The sequence below is a fragment of the Streptomyces sp. Go-475 genome (assembly GCF_003330845.1).
GTDB lineage: Bacteria > Actinomycetota > Actinomycetes > Streptomycetales > Streptomycetaceae > Streptomyces.
Genome location: NZ_CP026121.1, coordinates 3857817 through 3873081 on the forward strand (window position 1 = coordinate 3857817; position 15265 = coordinate 3873081).

Below are 15265 nucleotides of genomic sequence, written 5' to 3' on the forward strand. Positions count from 1 at the left end.
GCGCTCGCGAAGCGAGTGCTCATTGAGGGGTGGTGGTCGGGTGACGGGCGGGCGCAAGCGCCTGACGGGTTCGGGCGGGGGCGTCAGCCGCCCGCGAACGCCGCTCGAAGGGCCTTCGAACAGGCCGAAGGGCCCGCACCCCGGGGGGGTACGGGCCCTTCAGAGAAGACCGGTCGCTTGCGGTTGGTCGTGGAACGCGTTCAGCCGGCGACGCGAACCATGTCGGCCTGCGGACCCTTCTGGCCCTGCGAGATCTCGAACTCAACCCGCTGGCCCTCTTCCAGGGTGCGGTAACCGTCCATCTGGATCGCGCTGTAGTGGACGAAAACATCCGCACCACCGTCGACCGCGATGAAGCCGTACCCCTTCTCCGCGTTGAACCACTTGACGGTGCCCTGAGCCATGCCTAACTCCCCTATTACTGGCCCTTGCACAGATCCACACTTCGCGGATCCGGGTCAGACCTCACCCCCCACGGTTGGGGGCGTGCGCCGGAACGCGTCGACCGCGGCTGAATGTATCTGTCCAACTGCCGTCTGCAACAGGTCAATCGGACGAGAATTCTGGACGCGCAGCATCCGGAATGTGGGGAGAATTCGCCTGAATTCAGGGCAAGTCGGGCCACACAAAAGGAACAAAAGCCGCGAAAGACGCACACACTTTGGCTACATCTTGTCGGGCGTGCGGCAGGAATTCAGGGTTTCCGATCAGGGGATCGGCAGCGCGTTCCCCAACTGTACCCCGCTCAACCACACTGAATTGCCCCCTCCGCTTCTCTCACGGAGGGGGCAATTCGATGAACTCTCGGTGACGACCGTTACCGCAAGTAACAATCGGGCCGGTCGACCGGTTCAGCCGCCGGCGACGGCCGGGATGATCGACACGCCGGCACCGTCCGGCGTCGCCGTCTCCAGCCCCTGCTCGAACCGCACGTCGTCGTCGTTCACGTACACGTTGACGAACCGCCGCAGCTTGCCCTGGTCGTCCAGCACGCGGGCGGCGATCCCGGTGTGGTTCTTCTCCAGGTCGGCGATGACCTCGCCCAGGGTCGCGCCCTCGGCGGCGACCTCGGCCTGCCCGCCGGTGTAGGTACGCAGGATGGTGGGGATACGAACGGTGACGCTCATGACTTCAAAACCTCCGGTTGGGTGACGCACCTGTCTTTGGGGGCGCGGGGCTGTGTCGATATGCGGCTCCGCCGCGTGGGCGCGACCAGCCCCCACCGGCCCGCAGCCGACAACGATCAGACGAGCCCGGCCTCACGGAACGAATCCAGGTTCGGGCGAATGGTCGCGGTCAGCCCCGTGCCCGCCACCGCGTCCAGCGTCTTCAGACCATCCCCGGTGTTGAGCACCACGGTCGTCTTCGACGGATCCAGCACCCCGTTCTCGATCAACTTGCGCGTGACCCCCACGGTCACCCCACCCGCGGTCTCCGCGAAGACACCCTCGGTCCGCGCAAGGACCTTGATCGCGTCGACGACCTGCTCGTCGTTCACGTCCTCCACCACACCGCCCGTCCGCCGCGCGATGTCCAGCACGTACGGCCCGTCCGCCGGATTCCCGATCGCCAGCGACTTGGCGATCGTGTCCGGCTTCTGCGGCCGCACCACGTCGTGCCCGGCCTTGAACGCCGTCGACACCGGCGAGCACCCCTCGGCCTGCGCGCCGAAGATCTTGTACGGCTTGTCCTCGACCAGCCCGAGCTTGATCAGCTCCTGGAGGCCCTTGTCGATCTTCGTGAGCTGGGAGCCGGAGGCGATCGGCACCACGATCTGGTCGGGCAGCCGCCAGCCGAGCTGCTCGCAGATCTCGTACGCCAGGGTCTTGGAGCCCTCGGCGTAGTACGGCCGCAGGTTGACGTTGACGAAGCCCCAGCCCTCGCCCGCCGGGTCGCCGATCAGCTCGGAGCAGAAGCGGTTCACGTCGTCGTAGTTGCCCTCGATGCCGACGAGCTCGCCGCCGTAGACCGCGGCCATGACGACCTTGCCCTGCTCCAGGTCGTGCGGGATGAACACGCAGGAGCGGAAACCGGCGCGGGCCGCGGCGGCGCCCACCGCGCCGGCCAGGTTGCCGGTGGAGGAGCAGGAGAGGGTGGTGAAGCCGAAGGCGCGGGCGGCCTCCAGGGCCTGGGCGACGACGCGGTCCTTGAAGGAGTGCGTCGGGTTGCCGGAGTCGTCCTTGACGAAGAGCTTGCCGGCGTCGACACCCAGCTCGCGGGCGAGGTTGTCGGCCTTGATCAGCTTGGTCCAGCCCGGGTTGAGGTTCGGCTTGTCCGCCACGTCGGCCGGGACGGGCAGCAGCGGCGCGTAACGCCAGATGTTCGCGGGACCCGCCTCGATCTTCTTGCGGAGCTCCTCGGCGTCGTACGCGGAGAAGTCGTAAGCGATCTCCAGCGGGCCGAAACACTCCTCGCAGGCGAAGACCGGGCCGAGGGGGACGCGGTGACCGCACTCGCGGCAGCTCAGGGCGGCGGCCGGGCCGAGGTCTACCGTGGAGTTCGTGGTGCTTGCAACAGTCTGCACAGCCATGTGAGGCGAGGCCCTTTCTCCTCATCTTCCTCACGACGCATCTCGCCGTGAGACGGATTTGGCACCTTCCCTAGCCGGGAGCCTCGCGCTGTGGTCGCCAGTGACCTACGAGTACCGACTGGAGGGTTGCCGGGGCTTCATCGGGCCGTATCCCTCTGCCCCTCTGGATGAGCTGTATGTGGTTGTAAACAACGGTTGACCCCGGACATGCGATGGTCATCCGCGTTGTTCAAGACTGTAACCGACGACCAGGACCCTTGAGATAGTCGTCCGAACCGCGAGATGGCTCACAATCCGTCCCGCCGAGAGAACGCTAAGGAGCCGCCACGGTGCTGGAAGAAGTCGAGAGCTGGCTGAGCACCCGTTCCTGGTCCGCGACCGAGCGTCCGCTCCACCGGATCCTGGCCGCCAAGCAGCGCACGGGCCAGACGGTCAGCGTCGTACTGCCCGCGCTCAACGAGGAGGAGACGGTCGGCGACATCGCCTCCGTCATCCGCCACGACCTGATGCGGCAGGTCCCGCTCGTCGACGAGCTGGTCGTCGTCGACTCGGGGTCCACCGACCGCACGTCGGAGGTGGCCGCCGCCGCGGGCGCGACGGTGGTGCACCGGGACGCCATCCTGCCCCGGCTGCCCGCCGTGCCCGGCAAGGGCGAGGTGCTGTGGCGCTCGCTGCTCGTCACGCGCGGGGACATCGTCTGCTTCGTCGACGCGGACCTGAGGGACTTCTCGTCCGACTTCGTCTCCGGGATCGTGGGCCCGCTGCTCACCGAGCCGGACGTCGACCTGGTCAAGGGCATGTACGACCGTCCGCTGGGCGGCGCGGCCGGACAGGGCGGCCGGGTCACGGAACTCATGGCGCGCCCGCTGCTCAACATGCACTGGCCGCAGCTGGCCGGCTTCGTGCAGCCGCTCGGCGGGGAGTACGCCGCCCGCCGCTCGCTGCTGGAGCAGCTGCCGTTCCCCGTCGGGTACGGCGTCGAGCTGGGCATGCTGGTCGACGCCCTGCACCTGGTGGGCCTGGACGCCCTCGCCCAGGTGGACGTCGGGGTGCGCAAGCACCGGCACCAGGACGGGCAGGCGCTGGGCCGGATGGCCGCCGCGATCTACCGCACGGCCCAGCTGCGGCTGGCCCGGGGGCATCTGATCCGGCCGTCCCTGACGCAGTTCGAGCGGAGCGGCGACGGCTTCGAGCCGCGCACGTACTCGGTGGACACCGAGGAGCGTCCGCCGATGGTGGAGATCGCCGAGTACCAGCAGCGGAAGGCGGCCTGACCGGGGCCGGTTTCGGCCGGGCGCGGCAGGTCCGTACGTTTGAGCGTTTACCGGCCGGGCTAGGTTGAGGCCTATGGGTTCGACGTACGGTTCTGCGCGGGTACTGGTGGCCTCCAACCGGGGCCCGGTCTCCTACACGGTCGGTGAGGACGGTTCGCTGGACGCCAAGCGGGGCGGTGGCGGGCTGGTCTCGGGGCTGTCCGCGATCGGCTCGGACGCGGACGCGCTGTGGGTGTGCTCGGCGCTGTCCGACGGCGACCGGGAGGCGGTCCGGCGCGGGATCGGCGAGGACGGCGTGCGGATGCTGGACATCCCGGCCGACGTGCACGCCGACGCGTACAACGGCATCGCCAACTCGGTGCTGTGGTTCGTGCACCACATGCTGTACCAGACGCCGCTGGAGCCGGTCTTCGACGCGGAGTTCCGGCGCCAGTGGGCGTCCTACGAGACGTACAACCGGGCGTTCGCAAAGGCGCTGGCCGAGGAGGCGGCGCAGGGCGCGGCGGTCGTGGTGCAGGACTACCACCTGACGCTGGTGCCGGGCATGCTCCGCGAGCTGCGCCCGGACCTGAGGATCGGCCACTTCTCGCACACGCCGTGGGCGCCGCCCGAGTACTTCCGGATGCTGCCGGACGACGTGGCCGGGCAGGTGCTGCGCGGCATGCTCGGCGCGGACCGGCTGGGCTTCCTCACGCAGCGCTGGGCGGACGCGTTCACCGCGTGCGCCGAGCGGTTCGCCGGGGGGCTCGGCGGCACGCGGATCGGCGTGCACGGGCTGGGGGCCGACGCGGACTTCCTGCGGAAGCGGTCCCACGAGCAGGACGTCGAGGAGCGGATGGCCGCGCTGCGCGAGGAGATCGGCGAGGGCCGCCGCACGATCGTCCGGGTCGACCGCACGGAGCTGTCGAAGAACATCGTGCGCGGGCTGCTGGCCTACCGCCGGCTCCTGGAGGCGCACGGCGAGTGGCGCGAGCGCGTGGTGCACGTGGCCTTCGCGTATCCCTCGCGGCAGGACCTCGCGGTGTACCGGGAGTACATGGCCGAGGTGCGGCGGCTGGCGGACGAGATCAACGAGCAGTACGGCACGCCGGGCTGGACCCCGGTCGTCCTGCACCTCAAGGACGACTTCGCCCGCTCCCTGGCCGCGTACCGCCTGGCCGACGTGGCGCTCGTCAACCCCGTCCGGGACGGCATGAACCTGGTCGCCAAGGAGGTCCCGGTCGTCTCCGACGCGGGCTGCGCGCTGGTGCTGTCCCGGGAGGCCGGGGCGTACGAGGAGCTGGGCGAGGACGCGATCACGGTCAACCCCTACGACGTCACGGGCACGGCGGCGGCCCTGCACGAGGCCCTGTCGATGGGCCCGGAGGAGCGCGCCGAGCGGAGCAAGCGGCTGGCGGCGGCGGCCACGGCGCTGCCGCCGGCGCAGTGGTTCGTGGACCAGCTCGACGCGCTGAGGGGCTGAGCGGCGATGAGCGCGAACGCGTTGCCGACGCCTGTCACGAAGGCCGGGCAGGACGGGCTCGCCGCCCTGCTCGCCGATCCCGGCAAGGCGCTGGTCGCACTGGACTTCGACGGGACGCTCGCGCCGATCGTCGCCGATCCGGAGCTGGCCCGGGCCCATCCGGAGGCGCTGGGCGCGCTGGTGGCGCTGGCCCCGAAGGTCGCCGCCATCGCGGTGATCACCGGCCGGCCGGCCGAGGTCGCCGTACGCAACGGCGGCTTCTCCGACGCACCGGGTCTTGAGCACCTGGTCGTCCTCGGGCACTACGGCGCCGAGCGGTGGGACGCCCGCACCGGCGAGGTCACCGCGCCCGAGGCGCACCCCGGCGTCGAGGCCGTCCGCGCCGAGCTGCCCGGGCTGCTCGACGGGAGCGGCGCGGGGCCGGGGACCTGGGTGGAGGACAAGGGCCGGGCGGTGGCCGTGCACACCCGGCGGGCCGCCGACCCGCAGGCCGCCTTCGAGGCGCTGCGCGCACCGCTCACCGACCTGGCGGCCCGGCACGGCCTGATCGTCGAGCCCGGCCGCATGGTCCTCGAACTCCGCCCGCCCGGCATCGACAAGGGCGTCGCCCTGACCGGATTCGCCCGGGAGATCGGAGCCGGTTCCGTCCTCTACGCCGGCGACGACCTCGGTGACCTGCCCGCCTACGCCGCCGTGGACACCCTCCGCTCGGAGGGCACCCCGGGCCTGCTGGTGTGCAGCGGCAGCGACGAGGTGACCGAGCTGCGGGAACGGGCGGACCTGGTGGTGGACGGCCCGGAGGGTGTCGTACGACTGCTGCGGGAGCTGGCGGACCGGATCGGCTGAACGCCGTTCCCCCGGGTCAGCGTTCCGCCCGGCGCCGCTCCCGTATCCGCCGCAGCCGGTTCACCGTCACCGGGTCGTGGGACAGGGCCCGGGGGTCGTCCAGCAGGGCGTTGAGGAGCTGGTAGTAGCGCACGGGGGCGAGCCCCAGCTCCTCCCGTATGGCCCGTTCCTTCGCGCCGGGGCCGGTGAAGCCCCGGCGTTCGAGCGCGAGGATGTCCCGCTCCCTGCGCCCGAGCCCCTGCTCACCCGTGTCCTCGTCCATGCCCGGCACCGTAACGCCTGCCACCGACAGCGGGACTACTCGGCGCTCTCCGCCCGGACCGCCGCCGCCTGGAGGTGGCCCAGGACGCCCGAGGGGCTGCCGCCGGGGGCGACCGCCTTGCCGATCTGCTGCTTGACCTGGGCGCTGACATCGGCCCAGGAGGTCTTGCCGACCGGGTACAGCTCGGAGGTGAGCAGCTCCTCCAGGAACGGCCGCAGGTGCCGGTCCCGGTCGGAGGCGGTCATGGTCGCGGACGCGGAGGAGGTGACCGGCAGCAGGTCGTACTCGCGGGAGAAGGCCAGCACGTTCTTCTCGCTGTAGACGAAGTCGAGGAAGTCGCCGATCTGGTCGCGGTGGCCGTTCTTCCGGAAGGCCGTCATCCAGTCGGCGACACCGAGCGTGGACCTGCTCGTGCCCTCCTTGCCCGGCATCGGCACCATGCCGTACTGGACGCCCTTCTTGGCGGCGATCTTCATCAGCGAGGGGTGGCCGTTGAGCATGCCGACCTCGCCCTTGGCGAAGGCGGCGAACGCGTCGGCCCGGTTGAGCTCGCCCGGCGCGACCGGCCCGGTCAGGTCCTTGCCGACGAGTTCGTTCTTCAGCCAGGAGAAGGTGTCGATGTTCTCCGGGGAGTCGATGCCGTAGCTGTCGACGCTGTCGGTGTAGCCGCCCCCGCCGCTGAGCATCCACTGCATGGTCTCGGCCTGCGCCTCCTCCGGGCCGAGGGGCAGCGCGTAGGGGTACCTCACGCCCTCGGCCTTGAGCGCCTCGGCGTCGTCGGCCAGGTCGTCCCAGGTCTTGGGCGGGGTGATGCCCGCCTTGTCGAAGAGGGTCTTGTTGTAGAAGAGCACGCGCGTGGAGGAGGCGAACGGCATGCCGTACTGCACGCCCTTGACCTGGCCGGCGGAGGCCAGCTGCCCGACGAAGTCGGCCTGCACGGGTATGGAGAGCAGGTCGTCGGCCTTGTAGAGCTGGTTCTGCGCCGCGTAGTCGGCGTACGCGCCGATCTGCGCCATGTCCGGCGGGTCACCGGCGGCGACCATCTCCCTGACCTTGCGGTCGACGTCGTTCCACGAGTAGACGCTGACGTCGATCTGCACGTCGGGGTGGTCGGCCTCGTACTCCTCGACGAGCTTGTCCCAGTACTTCTTCGAGCTGTTGGCCGCACTGTCGCCGTAGTCGGCGGCGACCAGCTTCAGGGTCACGTCGGCGGAGCCGCCCGTGACTCCGCAGCCGCCGAGGACCGCCGTCATGCCCAGTGCGGACACCACCGCGATCGTTCCTGCCATCCGCCGCCGCTGCACCGCTGTTCTTCCCCAACCCTGGCGTCGCCGCCTCTGAAACTTTTCGATATGCGGAACAAGGTCTACACCACGTAAGTGGACTAGACCTCTTGCGGGTCCCCGGGTCACACTGTTCGCGTGAGACATGTCATCGCCCTCGACGTGGGCGGCACCGGAATGAAGGCCGCCCTGGCCGGCCCGGAGGGCGAGGTCCTGCACCGGGCCCGCCGGGCCACCGGACGCGAGCAGGGCCCGGACGCCGTGGTCGCGGGCATCCTCGACTTCGCCGCCGAGCTGCACGCCTACGGCGCCGAGCACTTCGGCACGCCCGCGTCCGCCGCCGGCGTGGCCGTCCCCGGCATCGTCGACGAGGCGCTCGGCATCGCCGCCTACGCGGCCAACCTCGGCTGGCGCGACGTCCCGCTGCGCGAGCTGCTGGCGGAGCGGCTGGGCGTCCCGGTCGCCCTCGGCCACGACGTGCGCACCGGCGGCCTCGCCGAGGGCCGGGTGGGCGCGGGCCGGGGCGCCGACCGCTTCCTGTTCGTCGCGCTGGGCACCGGCATCGCGGGCGCCATCGGCGTCGACGGCCGGGTCGAGGCGGGCGCGCACGGCTTCGCGGGCGAGATCGGCCACATCGTCGTACGCCCCGGCGGCGCCCCCTGCCCCTGCGGCCAGCGCGGCTGCCTGGAGCGCTTCGCCTCGGCGGCGGCCGTGAGCGAGGCCTGGGCGACGGCTTCGGGCACCCCGGGCGCGGACGCGGCGGACTGCGCGAAGGCGGTGGACTCCGGCGACCCGAAGGCCCGCGCGGTCTGGCAGGACGCGGTCGACGCCCTGGCCGACGGCCTGGTCACGGCCCTCACTCTGCTGGACCCCCGCGCGCTGATCATCGGCGGCGGCCTGGCGGAGGCAGGGGAGACCCTCTTCACACCCCTGCGGGAAGCGATCGCCCACCGCATCACCTTCCAGAAACAGCCGTCACTCGTCCCCGCGGCGCTGGGAGACGGTGCCGGCTGCCTGGGGGCGGGCCTGCTGGCCTGGGATCTTCTGGTATCGACCGACCGTATGGAGGTAACGCCCTGATGGCAGCCCACCCAGGGGCGCGGGGAACTGCGCGACCAGCCACCGACAACCCGCACCCCGCCACGGCCGGCCACCCCACGGTCCTGACCGGCGCGACCGTGGTCCTCCCCACAGGAGCCGTCGAAAACGGCCGGTTGGCCGTCGACGGAACCCGCATCACCGCCGCCGCCCCGCAGAACGCCCACTTCATCGACGTAACAGGGCACTGGCTGATCCCCGGCTTCGTAGACCTCCACAACCACGGCGGCGGCGGAGCCTCCTTCACCTCCGGGTCGGTCGACGACATCCTCAAGGGCATCCACACCCATCGCCTGCACGGCACGACCACCCTGGTCGCCTCCACCGTCACCGGCGACATGGACTTCCTCGCCCGGCGCGCGGGGCTGCTCAGCGAACTCGCCGAGCAGGGCGAGATCGCCGGCATCCACTTCGAGGGCCCGTTCATCTCCCCCTGCCGCAAGGGCGCCCACTCCGAGGACCTGCTGCGCGACCCCGACCCGGCGGAGGTCCGCAAGCTGATCGACGCGGCCCGGGGCAGGGCGGCGATGGTCACGCTGGCCACCGAACGGCCCGGCGGCCTCGACTCCGTACGCCTGCTGGCCGAACACGGCGTGATCGCGGCGATCGGCCACACGGACGCGACGTACGAGCAGACGGTCGAGGCCATCGACGCGGGCGCCACGGTCGCCACGCACCTCTTCAACGCGATGCCGCCGCTCGGCCACCGCTCCCCCGGCCCGATCGCGGCCCTCCTGGAGGACGACCGGGTCACGGTCGAGCTGATCAACGACGGCACGCACCTCCACCCCGCCGCGCTCCAGCTGGCGTTCCACCGGGCGGGCGCCCGCCGGGTGGCGTTCATCACGGACGCGATGGACGCGGCCGGCTTCGGCGACGGACGCTACTGGCTCGGCCCGCTGGAGGTGGAGGTCGCCGACGGCGTGGCCCGGCTGGCGTCGGACGGCACGATCGCCGGCTCGACCCTCACCCTGGACCGCGCCTTCCAGCGGGCGGTCACGGTCGACGGCCTGTCCGTCGAGGACGCGGTGCAGGCACTCTCGGCGACCCCCGCCCGCCTGCTGGGCATGTCCGACCGGATCGGCTCCCTGGAACCCGGCAAGGACGCCGACCTGGTCCTGCTGGACGCCGATTTCGAGCTGAAGGGCGTGATGCGCCGGGGCGAATGGGTGGTCGGTCCCCAACTGGGCTGATCCATCCCGCAGTCGAGAGACGGTGGCCGACTCCAGGACTGGGCCGACCGCCGTCTCTTTGGCATGATCGGGCTTTCGGAAGTCCACGGCGGCAAGCGCATTCTCGGGGGAGGTCGGCCCAGGTGATCCTCACGGTCACGCTGAACACCGCTCTCGACATCACCTACCGCGTGCGGTCCCTCACGCCGCACGCCTCCCACCGCGTCTCCGAGGTGACGGAACGCCCGGGCGGCAAGGGCCTCAACGTGGCCCGGGTCCTCGCGGCGCTCGGCCACGAGGTGACGGTGACGGGTTTCACGGGCGGGGCGACGGGCCGGGTCGTGCGGGAGAAGCTCGCGGCGGTCCCGGGCGTGGCGGACGCGCTGGTCCCGGTCGCGGGCGCGACCCGCCGCACGATCGCGGTGGTGGACGAACGGACCGGCGACACGACGCAGCTGAACGAACCGGGCCCGACGATCACGCCCCGCGAATGGTCGGCCTTCCAGGAGGCCTACGCGGACCTGCTCCACGGCGCCTCCGCCGTGGCCCTGTGCGGCAGCCTGCCGCCGGGCGTGCCGGTGGGCGCGTACGCGGGCCTGGTCCGCACGGCCCGCGCCGCGGGAATCCCGGTCCTCCTCGACACCAGCGGCGAACCCCTGCGCCGGGGCGTCGCGGCCCGGCCGGACATCATCAAGCCGAACGCGGACGAACTGGCGGAACTGACGGGCTCCCACGAGCCCCTGCGCGCGACCCAGGACGCCCGCCGCCGCGGCGCCGGCGCGGTCGTCGCGTCCCTGGGCTCCGCGGGCCTCCTCGCCGCCACCCGAGAGGGCCGCTGGCGAGCCACCCCACCGGCCTCCGTCCGAGGCAACCCGACGGGCGCGGGCGACTCCGCGGTCGCGGGCCTGCTGTCGGGCCTGGCGGACCACCTCCCCTGGCCGGACCGCCTGACCCGCGCGACAGCGCTGTCCGCGGCGACAGTGGCAGCACCGGTGGCCGGGGAGTTCGACCGGGGACTGTACGAGGAACTGCTGGGGAGGGTGTCGGTCTCGCAGGAGGTCAGCGCGGCGTAGGTCCGGGCCGGCTCAGTCCTTGACCTGGCCCGCCTTCAGCCACAGCTGGTCCAGCAGGACGTTGCACTTGTCGCCGTCCTGGCAGGAGACGGTGATCGTGTTCGTGCCCTTGTTGAGGGTCGGCCAGGCGTAGGTCTTCGTCCAGCCCTTGGCGAAGTCGCCGTCCGACGTGTGCGTGAAGTTGCCCATGTTCAGCTTGGTGCCGAACGGCTTGCCGTTGACGGTGAGCGTCATCTCCTGGTCCTCGTCCACCGCGCTGTAGCGGGCGAAGACCGTGTAGGGCCCGTCCTTGGGGATGCCGTTGACGGTCCAGGTGACCGAGGAGCCGACCTGGTTGAGGTTGCCCACGTAGATGCCGCCGTCGGACTGGGCGCCCTTCACGTCCTGGGCGAGCGACGCGCCGCCGCCGAGACGCAGCGCCTTGGCGTCGATCTTCGGCAGGTCGACCTGGCTCTCGGCGTCATCGCTGCTCGAAGGACTCGGCTTCGACTCCTGCGACTGCGTCGGCGTCGTGCCGGTCTCGTCGCCCGCCTCGCTCTTGTCCTTGTCGCCGCCCAGCATGGCCACGCCGATGCCGATGACGACCGCGGCGACCACCGCGATCGCGCCGATCAGCAGGCCCTTGGTGTTCGGGCCGCGACCGCCCCGGCCGCCACCGCCGCCGGAATGCATCTGCGTCTGGGCCGTGGGGGCACCGCCCGGCAGCGTCTCCGGCGCCGCGTAGTGCGCGTTCGGCCGGCCGTAGGCGCCCTGCTGCTGTGGGACCTGCCCGTACGGCGCCGGCTGCGCGTTCTGCGGCTGCTGGCCGTACTGGCGCGTGCCGACCGCTCGCACCCGGTTGACCGAGTTCGGGTAGCCGTAGCCACCGGACGGCGGCTGGGCTCCGTTGGCCTGCCCGTCGGCGTAGAGATAGCCGAACGGGTCGTCGTCCTCGGGCGTGCTCGCGCCGTTGTTGCCGGGCGTCATCCCTTGGTCTCCTCAGTCAGGTGCGGTGCATGCGGTACGGGTCGTGAGAGAGCGAGCCTACCCGCTCCCAGTGACCCAAACGGGTGACTCAGACCGCATCAACTCGCTGACCTGGGGTTCACCCCGCGCGTCTGTGTTGTTTGGGACGAGATCGTTTCTCGACGTACATCCGCTCGTCAGCGGATTTCAACACTTCGTCCGCCGTCATTCCACAGTGTGCCCATCCGATGCCGAAGCTGGCGCCCACCCGGACGGCCCGCCCCTCGGCGCGGATGGGCTGGATGATCTCGTTGCGGAGGCGGACCGCGAGGTCCTGCGCGTCGGCGCGGCCGAGCCCGTCGGCCAGGATGACGAATTCGTCACCCCCGAGCCGGGCGACCGTGTCGCCGTCGCGGACGCCGTTGCTCAGCCGCCGGGCGACCTCGATGAGCACCGCGTCACCGGCGTTGTGCCCGAACCGGTCGTTGATCGACTTGAAGCCGTCGAGGTCGCAGAAGAGCACGGCGAGGCCCTTGGTGCCGTCGTCGTGGTCGCCGTCCGGGGCGACGGTGTGCACGTGGTGGTCGTAGGCGTCGTAGGGCTCGGCGCTCTGCCGGTAGTCGAAGCCGGGCCCGACCACGTCGAAGGCCGGGTGGCCGTAGGCGGCGTCGTGGGACTCGGCGACGGCGGCGTGCGGGGTCGCGCGCTGGCACAGGCGCGCGGAGAGGCGGGAGCGCAGCTCCGCGGAGTTCGGCAGGCCGGTGAGCGAGTCGTGCGAGGCGCGGTGGGCGAGCTGCAGCTCGCGGCGCTTGCGCTCCTCGATGTCCTCGACGTGGGTGAGCAGGAAGCGCGGCCCGTCGGCGGCGTCCGCGACGACGCTGTTGCGCAGGCTGACCCAGACGTACGTGCCGTCCCGGCGGCCCAGGCGCAGCTCGGCGCGGCCGCCCTCGGCGGAGGTCCGCAGCAGCGTGCCTATGTCCTCGGGGTGGACCAGGTCGGAGAACGAGTAGCGGCGCATCGCGGAGGCGGGGCGGCCGAGCAGCCGGCACAGGGCGTCGTTGGTGCGCAGGATCCGGCCGTGCTGGTCGCCGCCCATCTCGGCGATGGCCATGCCGGAGGGCGCGTACTCGAAGGCCTGCCTGAAGCTTTCCTCGCTGGCCCGCAGGGCCTGTTGCTCGCGCTCCAGCCGGACCAGGGCGCGCTGCATGTTGGCACGTAGACGCGCGTTGCTGATGGCGATGGCGGCCTGGAAGGCGTACATCTGGAGCGCCTCGCGGCCCCAGGCGCCGGGCCGGCGGCCGTTGCGCGGCCGGTCCACGGAGAGCACGCCGATCAGCTCGCCGCACGTACCGCTGCCCTTCGGGGCGGGCGCGTACATGGGGGCGAAGAGGCGGTCGGCCGGGTGCCACTCGTCCTCGAAGCGGGGGGCGGGGCCGTCGGTGTACCACTGCGGGACGTCGTCGTCGTCGAGGACCCAGCCCTCGGTGTGCGGTATGAACACCAGGTCGCCCCAGTGCTCGCCCATGCCGAGGCGGCGCTCCCAGGAGTCGCGGGAGCCGACGCGGCCGGTGATGAGGGCCTCGGCCGCCGGGTTCCCGGCGAAGGCGGCGACGACGAGGTCGCCGTCCGGCCGGACGAGGTTCACGCACGCCAGCTCGTACCCGAGGGCGGCGACGACGCCCTCCGCGACGGTCTGCAGTGTGTCCGCCAGGCTGCGGGCCGTGTTCATGTCGGCCATGACCTGGTGCAGTTGTCGCAGGGACGCAAGACGGACGTAGGGCTCCGACTCGGTCTCCATGCTCGCCCTCCCCCCGAGTACCTCGCAGCGAATCAAGAATCAAGGGTTCTCATCGGCGTACGTCCTGGCAGCTTCCCAGCCACTGAATCACAGCGCGCTGCCCACTCGGTACACAGGGTCAACAATTCCTGCCCCTTGTGACTCAAGTCACAGGCAAACCTGAACAATTGAGTGGAGTTTCTGCGTTCTTCACGTGCGTCTACCGAACGCAAACTTTGTCAGGTTGCGCACGAATACCTCCCGGGTGTCCGCCGGGAGTCCTAGGACCGTGATCGGGCGGGAGCCCGATGCGGGGCGTGCCGGACGGAGATTAGCGTTTCCGGTGTGCCGAACACTCCCGCCGCCACGTCGCCGATCATTCCGAAGCCCGCCTCCGGGCATGCTGAGGGGGTGAGCAACGACGAGTTCCGCGCCGCCATGTCCCGGCTGGCCTCGGGCGTGGTCCTGGTGACCGCCCAGGAGGCGCCGCTCGACCCGGACGACCCCGGCGCGCCGGCCAGCGAGGACGTGGGCATGACAGCCACGGCCTTCATGTCGGTGTCCCTCGACCCGCCCCTGGTGCTGGTGAGCCTGCGCGACGGCTCCCGCATGGACGAGCTGCTGGAGGAGCAGGAGCTGTGGGCGGTCTCGGTCCTCTCCGAGAGCCAGCGGCACATCGCCGGCCGTTTCGCCATGAAGGGCCGCGTCAGCGACCGGCTGCTGTTCGCCGACATCCCGTACACCCGCGGCGAGTACACCGGCGCGCCCCTGGTGGGCGGTGCCCTGGCCGTCCTGGAGTGCCGCACCGAGCAGCGCGTGCCGTCGGGCGACCACACCCTGGTGATCGGCCGCGTCCTGACCGCCCGCGTGCCGAGCGCGGAGGGCGGCCCGCTGACGTACTTCCGGGGCCGGTACCGCCACTTGGCCTGAAGAAACCGTTCGCCGGGCGGTGGACCGCGCACCTAGGGTGCGCGCATGACGACGACCGGCGGCCCGCGCCTCGAAGAGATCACCCCCGCGAACCTCGACGCCGCCCTCGGCATCGCCGTCCGCCCCGACCAGGAGCACGCGGTCGCCCCGGTCGTGAAGTCGCTCGCCGAGGCGTATGCGCATCCCGGGGTCGCCTGGCCCCGCCTGATCGTCGACGGGGACCGCCCGGTCGGTTTCCTGATGGCCTTCCTCGACATCGACTGGTACGAGGACGGCAGTGTCCGCCGCTCGGGCCTGTGGCGGCTGAACATCGCGGCCGGGGAGCAGGGCAAGGGGTACGGCCGCTTCGCCGTCGAGTCCGTCGCCGCCGAGCTGCGTCGGCGCGGCACCCAGAAGTTCTATGTCACGTGGCACCCGGGACCGAACGGCCCCGAGGGCTTCTACCTGGGCCTCGGCTTCCACCCGAACGGCGAGAGCAGCGGAGGCCAGACGGTGGGGGTTCTGGAGCTGGCCTAGGGACCTTCTGACGGATCTCCGTGGGAGAAGGAGCGGCGTTCGGTGCGTGCGATCGGCGTGCGGGGCGGAGGGTCGTGTGGCGGAGCCACCTGGCCCT

At 71.4% G+C, this 15265-nt stretch carries 15 protein-coding genes and 1 riboswitch; of the genes, 8 read left to right on the forward strand and 7 right to left on the reverse strand.

Features of this window, described 5'->3' with window-relative positions; all coding sequences use genetic code 11:
• Positions 1 to 200: 200 nt before the first annotated feature.
• From C1703_RS17635 to thrC, 3 genes are all read right to left on the reverse strand, one after another.
• The gene (locus tag C1703_RS17635; RefSeq protein ID WP_003986833.1) at positions 201 to 404 is read right to left on the reverse strand and encodes a cold-shock protein; all 204 of its coding nucleotides are present in this window, start codon (positions 402 to 404) and stop codon (positions 201 to 203) included.
• A gap of 447 nt (positions 405 to 851) precedes the next feature.
• Complete coding sequence (locus C1703_RS17640; protein WP_010035955.1) at positions 852 to 1127, reverse strand: ubiquitin-like small modifier protein 1; 276 nt, start codon at positions 1125 to 1127, stop codon at positions 852 to 854.
• Between the two features lie 116 nt (positions 1128 to 1243).
• Positions 1244 to 2530 carry a threonine synthase gene (thrC, locus tag C1703_RS17645; RefSeq protein WP_114253783.1) on the reverse strand — a complete coding sequence of 429 codons (1287 nt, stop codon included), beginning with the start codon at positions 2528 to 2530 and terminating at the stop codon, positions 1244 to 1246.
• An 18-nt stretch (positions 2531 to 2548) separates the two neighbouring features.
• Positions 2549 to 2704: riboswitch (SAM riboswitch) on the reverse strand.
• A 155-nt stretch (positions 2705 to 2859) separates the two neighbouring features.
• Here thrC and C1703_RS17650 point away from each other — a divergent pair.
• From C1703_RS17650 to otsB, 3 genes are all read left to right on the forward strand, one after another.
• A complete protein-coding gene (locus tag C1703_RS17650; RefSeq protein WP_114253784.1) occupies positions 2860 to 3804 on the forward strand; it encodes a glucosyl-3-phosphoglycerate synthase in 945 nt (314 codons plus the stop codon).
• A gap of 73 nt (positions 3805 to 3877) precedes the next feature.
• Positions 3878 to 5266, forward strand: coding sequence for a trehalose-6-phosphate synthase (locus tag C1703_RS17655; RefSeq protein WP_114253785.1), 1389 nt, complete (start codon positions 3878 to 3880; stop codon positions 5264 to 5266).
• Between the two features lie 6 nt (positions 5267 to 5272).
• A complete protein-coding gene (gene otsB / locus C1703_RS17660) occupies positions 5273 to 6112 on the forward strand; it encodes a trehalose-phosphatase (RefSeq protein WP_114253786.1) in 840 nt (279 codons plus the stop codon).
• Positions 6113 to 6128: 16 nt separating this feature from the next.
• Here the strand turns inward: otsB and C1703_RS17665 are convergent, their stop codons facing one another.
• Positions 6129 to 6374, reverse strand: a complete 246-nt coding sequence (locus C1703_RS17665) for a DUF3263 domain-containing protein (RefSeq protein WP_114253787.1) — start codon at positions 6372 to 6374, stop codon at positions 6129 to 6131.
• 35 nt (positions 6375 to 6409) lie between these two features.
• Positions 6410 to 7663, reverse strand: a complete 1254-nt coding sequence (locus tag C1703_RS17670) for an extracellular solute-binding protein (protein ID WP_114257474.1) — start codon at positions 7661 to 7663, stop codon at positions 6410 to 6412.
• 132 nt (positions 7664 to 7795) lie between these two features.
• Between C1703_RS17670 and C1703_RS17675 the strand changes: the two genes are divergently transcribed.
• The 3 genes from C1703_RS17675 (at position 7796) to C1703_RS17685 (ending at position 11000) form a co-directional block, all read left to right on the forward strand.
• A complete protein-coding gene (locus C1703_RS17675; RefSeq protein ID WP_114253788.1) occupies positions 7796 to 8737 on the forward strand; it encodes an ROK family protein in 942 nt (313 codons plus the stop codon).
• Positions 8737 to 9948 carry an N-acetylglucosamine-6-phosphate deacetylase gene (nagA, locus tag C1703_RS17680; RefSeq protein ID WP_232840517.1) on the forward strand — a complete coding sequence of 404 codons (1212 nt, stop codon included), beginning with the start codon at positions 8737 to 8739 and terminating at the stop codon, positions 9946 to 9948. Before C1703_RS17675 ends, nagA begins: the two co-directional genes overlap by 1 nt.
• Before the next feature lie 122 nt (positions 9949 to 10070).
• Positions 10071 to 11000: a 1-phosphofructokinase family hexose kinase gene (locus tag C1703_RS17685; RefSeq protein WP_114253789.1), complete on the forward strand. Its 930-nt coding sequence runs from the start codon at positions 10071 to 10073 to the stop codon at positions 10998 to 11000.
• 12 nt (positions 11001 to 11012) lie between these two features.
• Here the strand turns inward: C1703_RS17685 and C1703_RS17690 are convergent, their stop codons facing one another.
• Together C1703_RS17690 and cdgB are read right to left on the reverse strand one after the other, a co-directional pair.
• The gene (locus C1703_RS17690) at positions 11013 to 11966 is read right to left on the reverse strand and encodes a carbohydrate-binding protein (RefSeq protein WP_114253790.1); all 954 of its coding nucleotides are present in this window, start codon (positions 11964 to 11966) and stop codon (positions 11013 to 11015) included.
• Between the two features lie 118 nt (positions 11967 to 12084).
• Positions 12085 to 13743, reverse strand: a complete 1659-nt coding sequence (gene cdgB, locus C1703_RS17695; protein ID WP_114253791.1) for a diguanylate cyclase CdgB — start codon at positions 13741 to 13743, stop codon at positions 12085 to 12087.
• A gap of 324 nt (positions 13744 to 14067) precedes the next feature.
• Here cdgB and C1703_RS17700 point away from each other — a divergent pair, with 324 nt between their 5' ends.
• Together C1703_RS17700 and C1703_RS17705 are read left to right on the forward strand one after the other, a co-directional pair.
• Entirely contained in the window at positions 14068 to 14652 is a 585-nt protein-coding gene (locus C1703_RS17700) for a flavin reductase family protein (protein WP_114253792.1), read from the forward strand.
• Positions 14653 to 14697: 45 nt separating this feature from the next.
• The gene (locus C1703_RS17705) at positions 14698 to 15168 is read left to right on the forward strand and encodes a GNAT family N-acetyltransferase (protein WP_114253793.1); all 471 of its coding nucleotides are present in this window, start codon (positions 14698 to 14700) and stop codon (positions 15166 to 15168) included.
• The last annotated feature ends 97 nt before the right edge of the window (positions 15169 to 15265 follow it).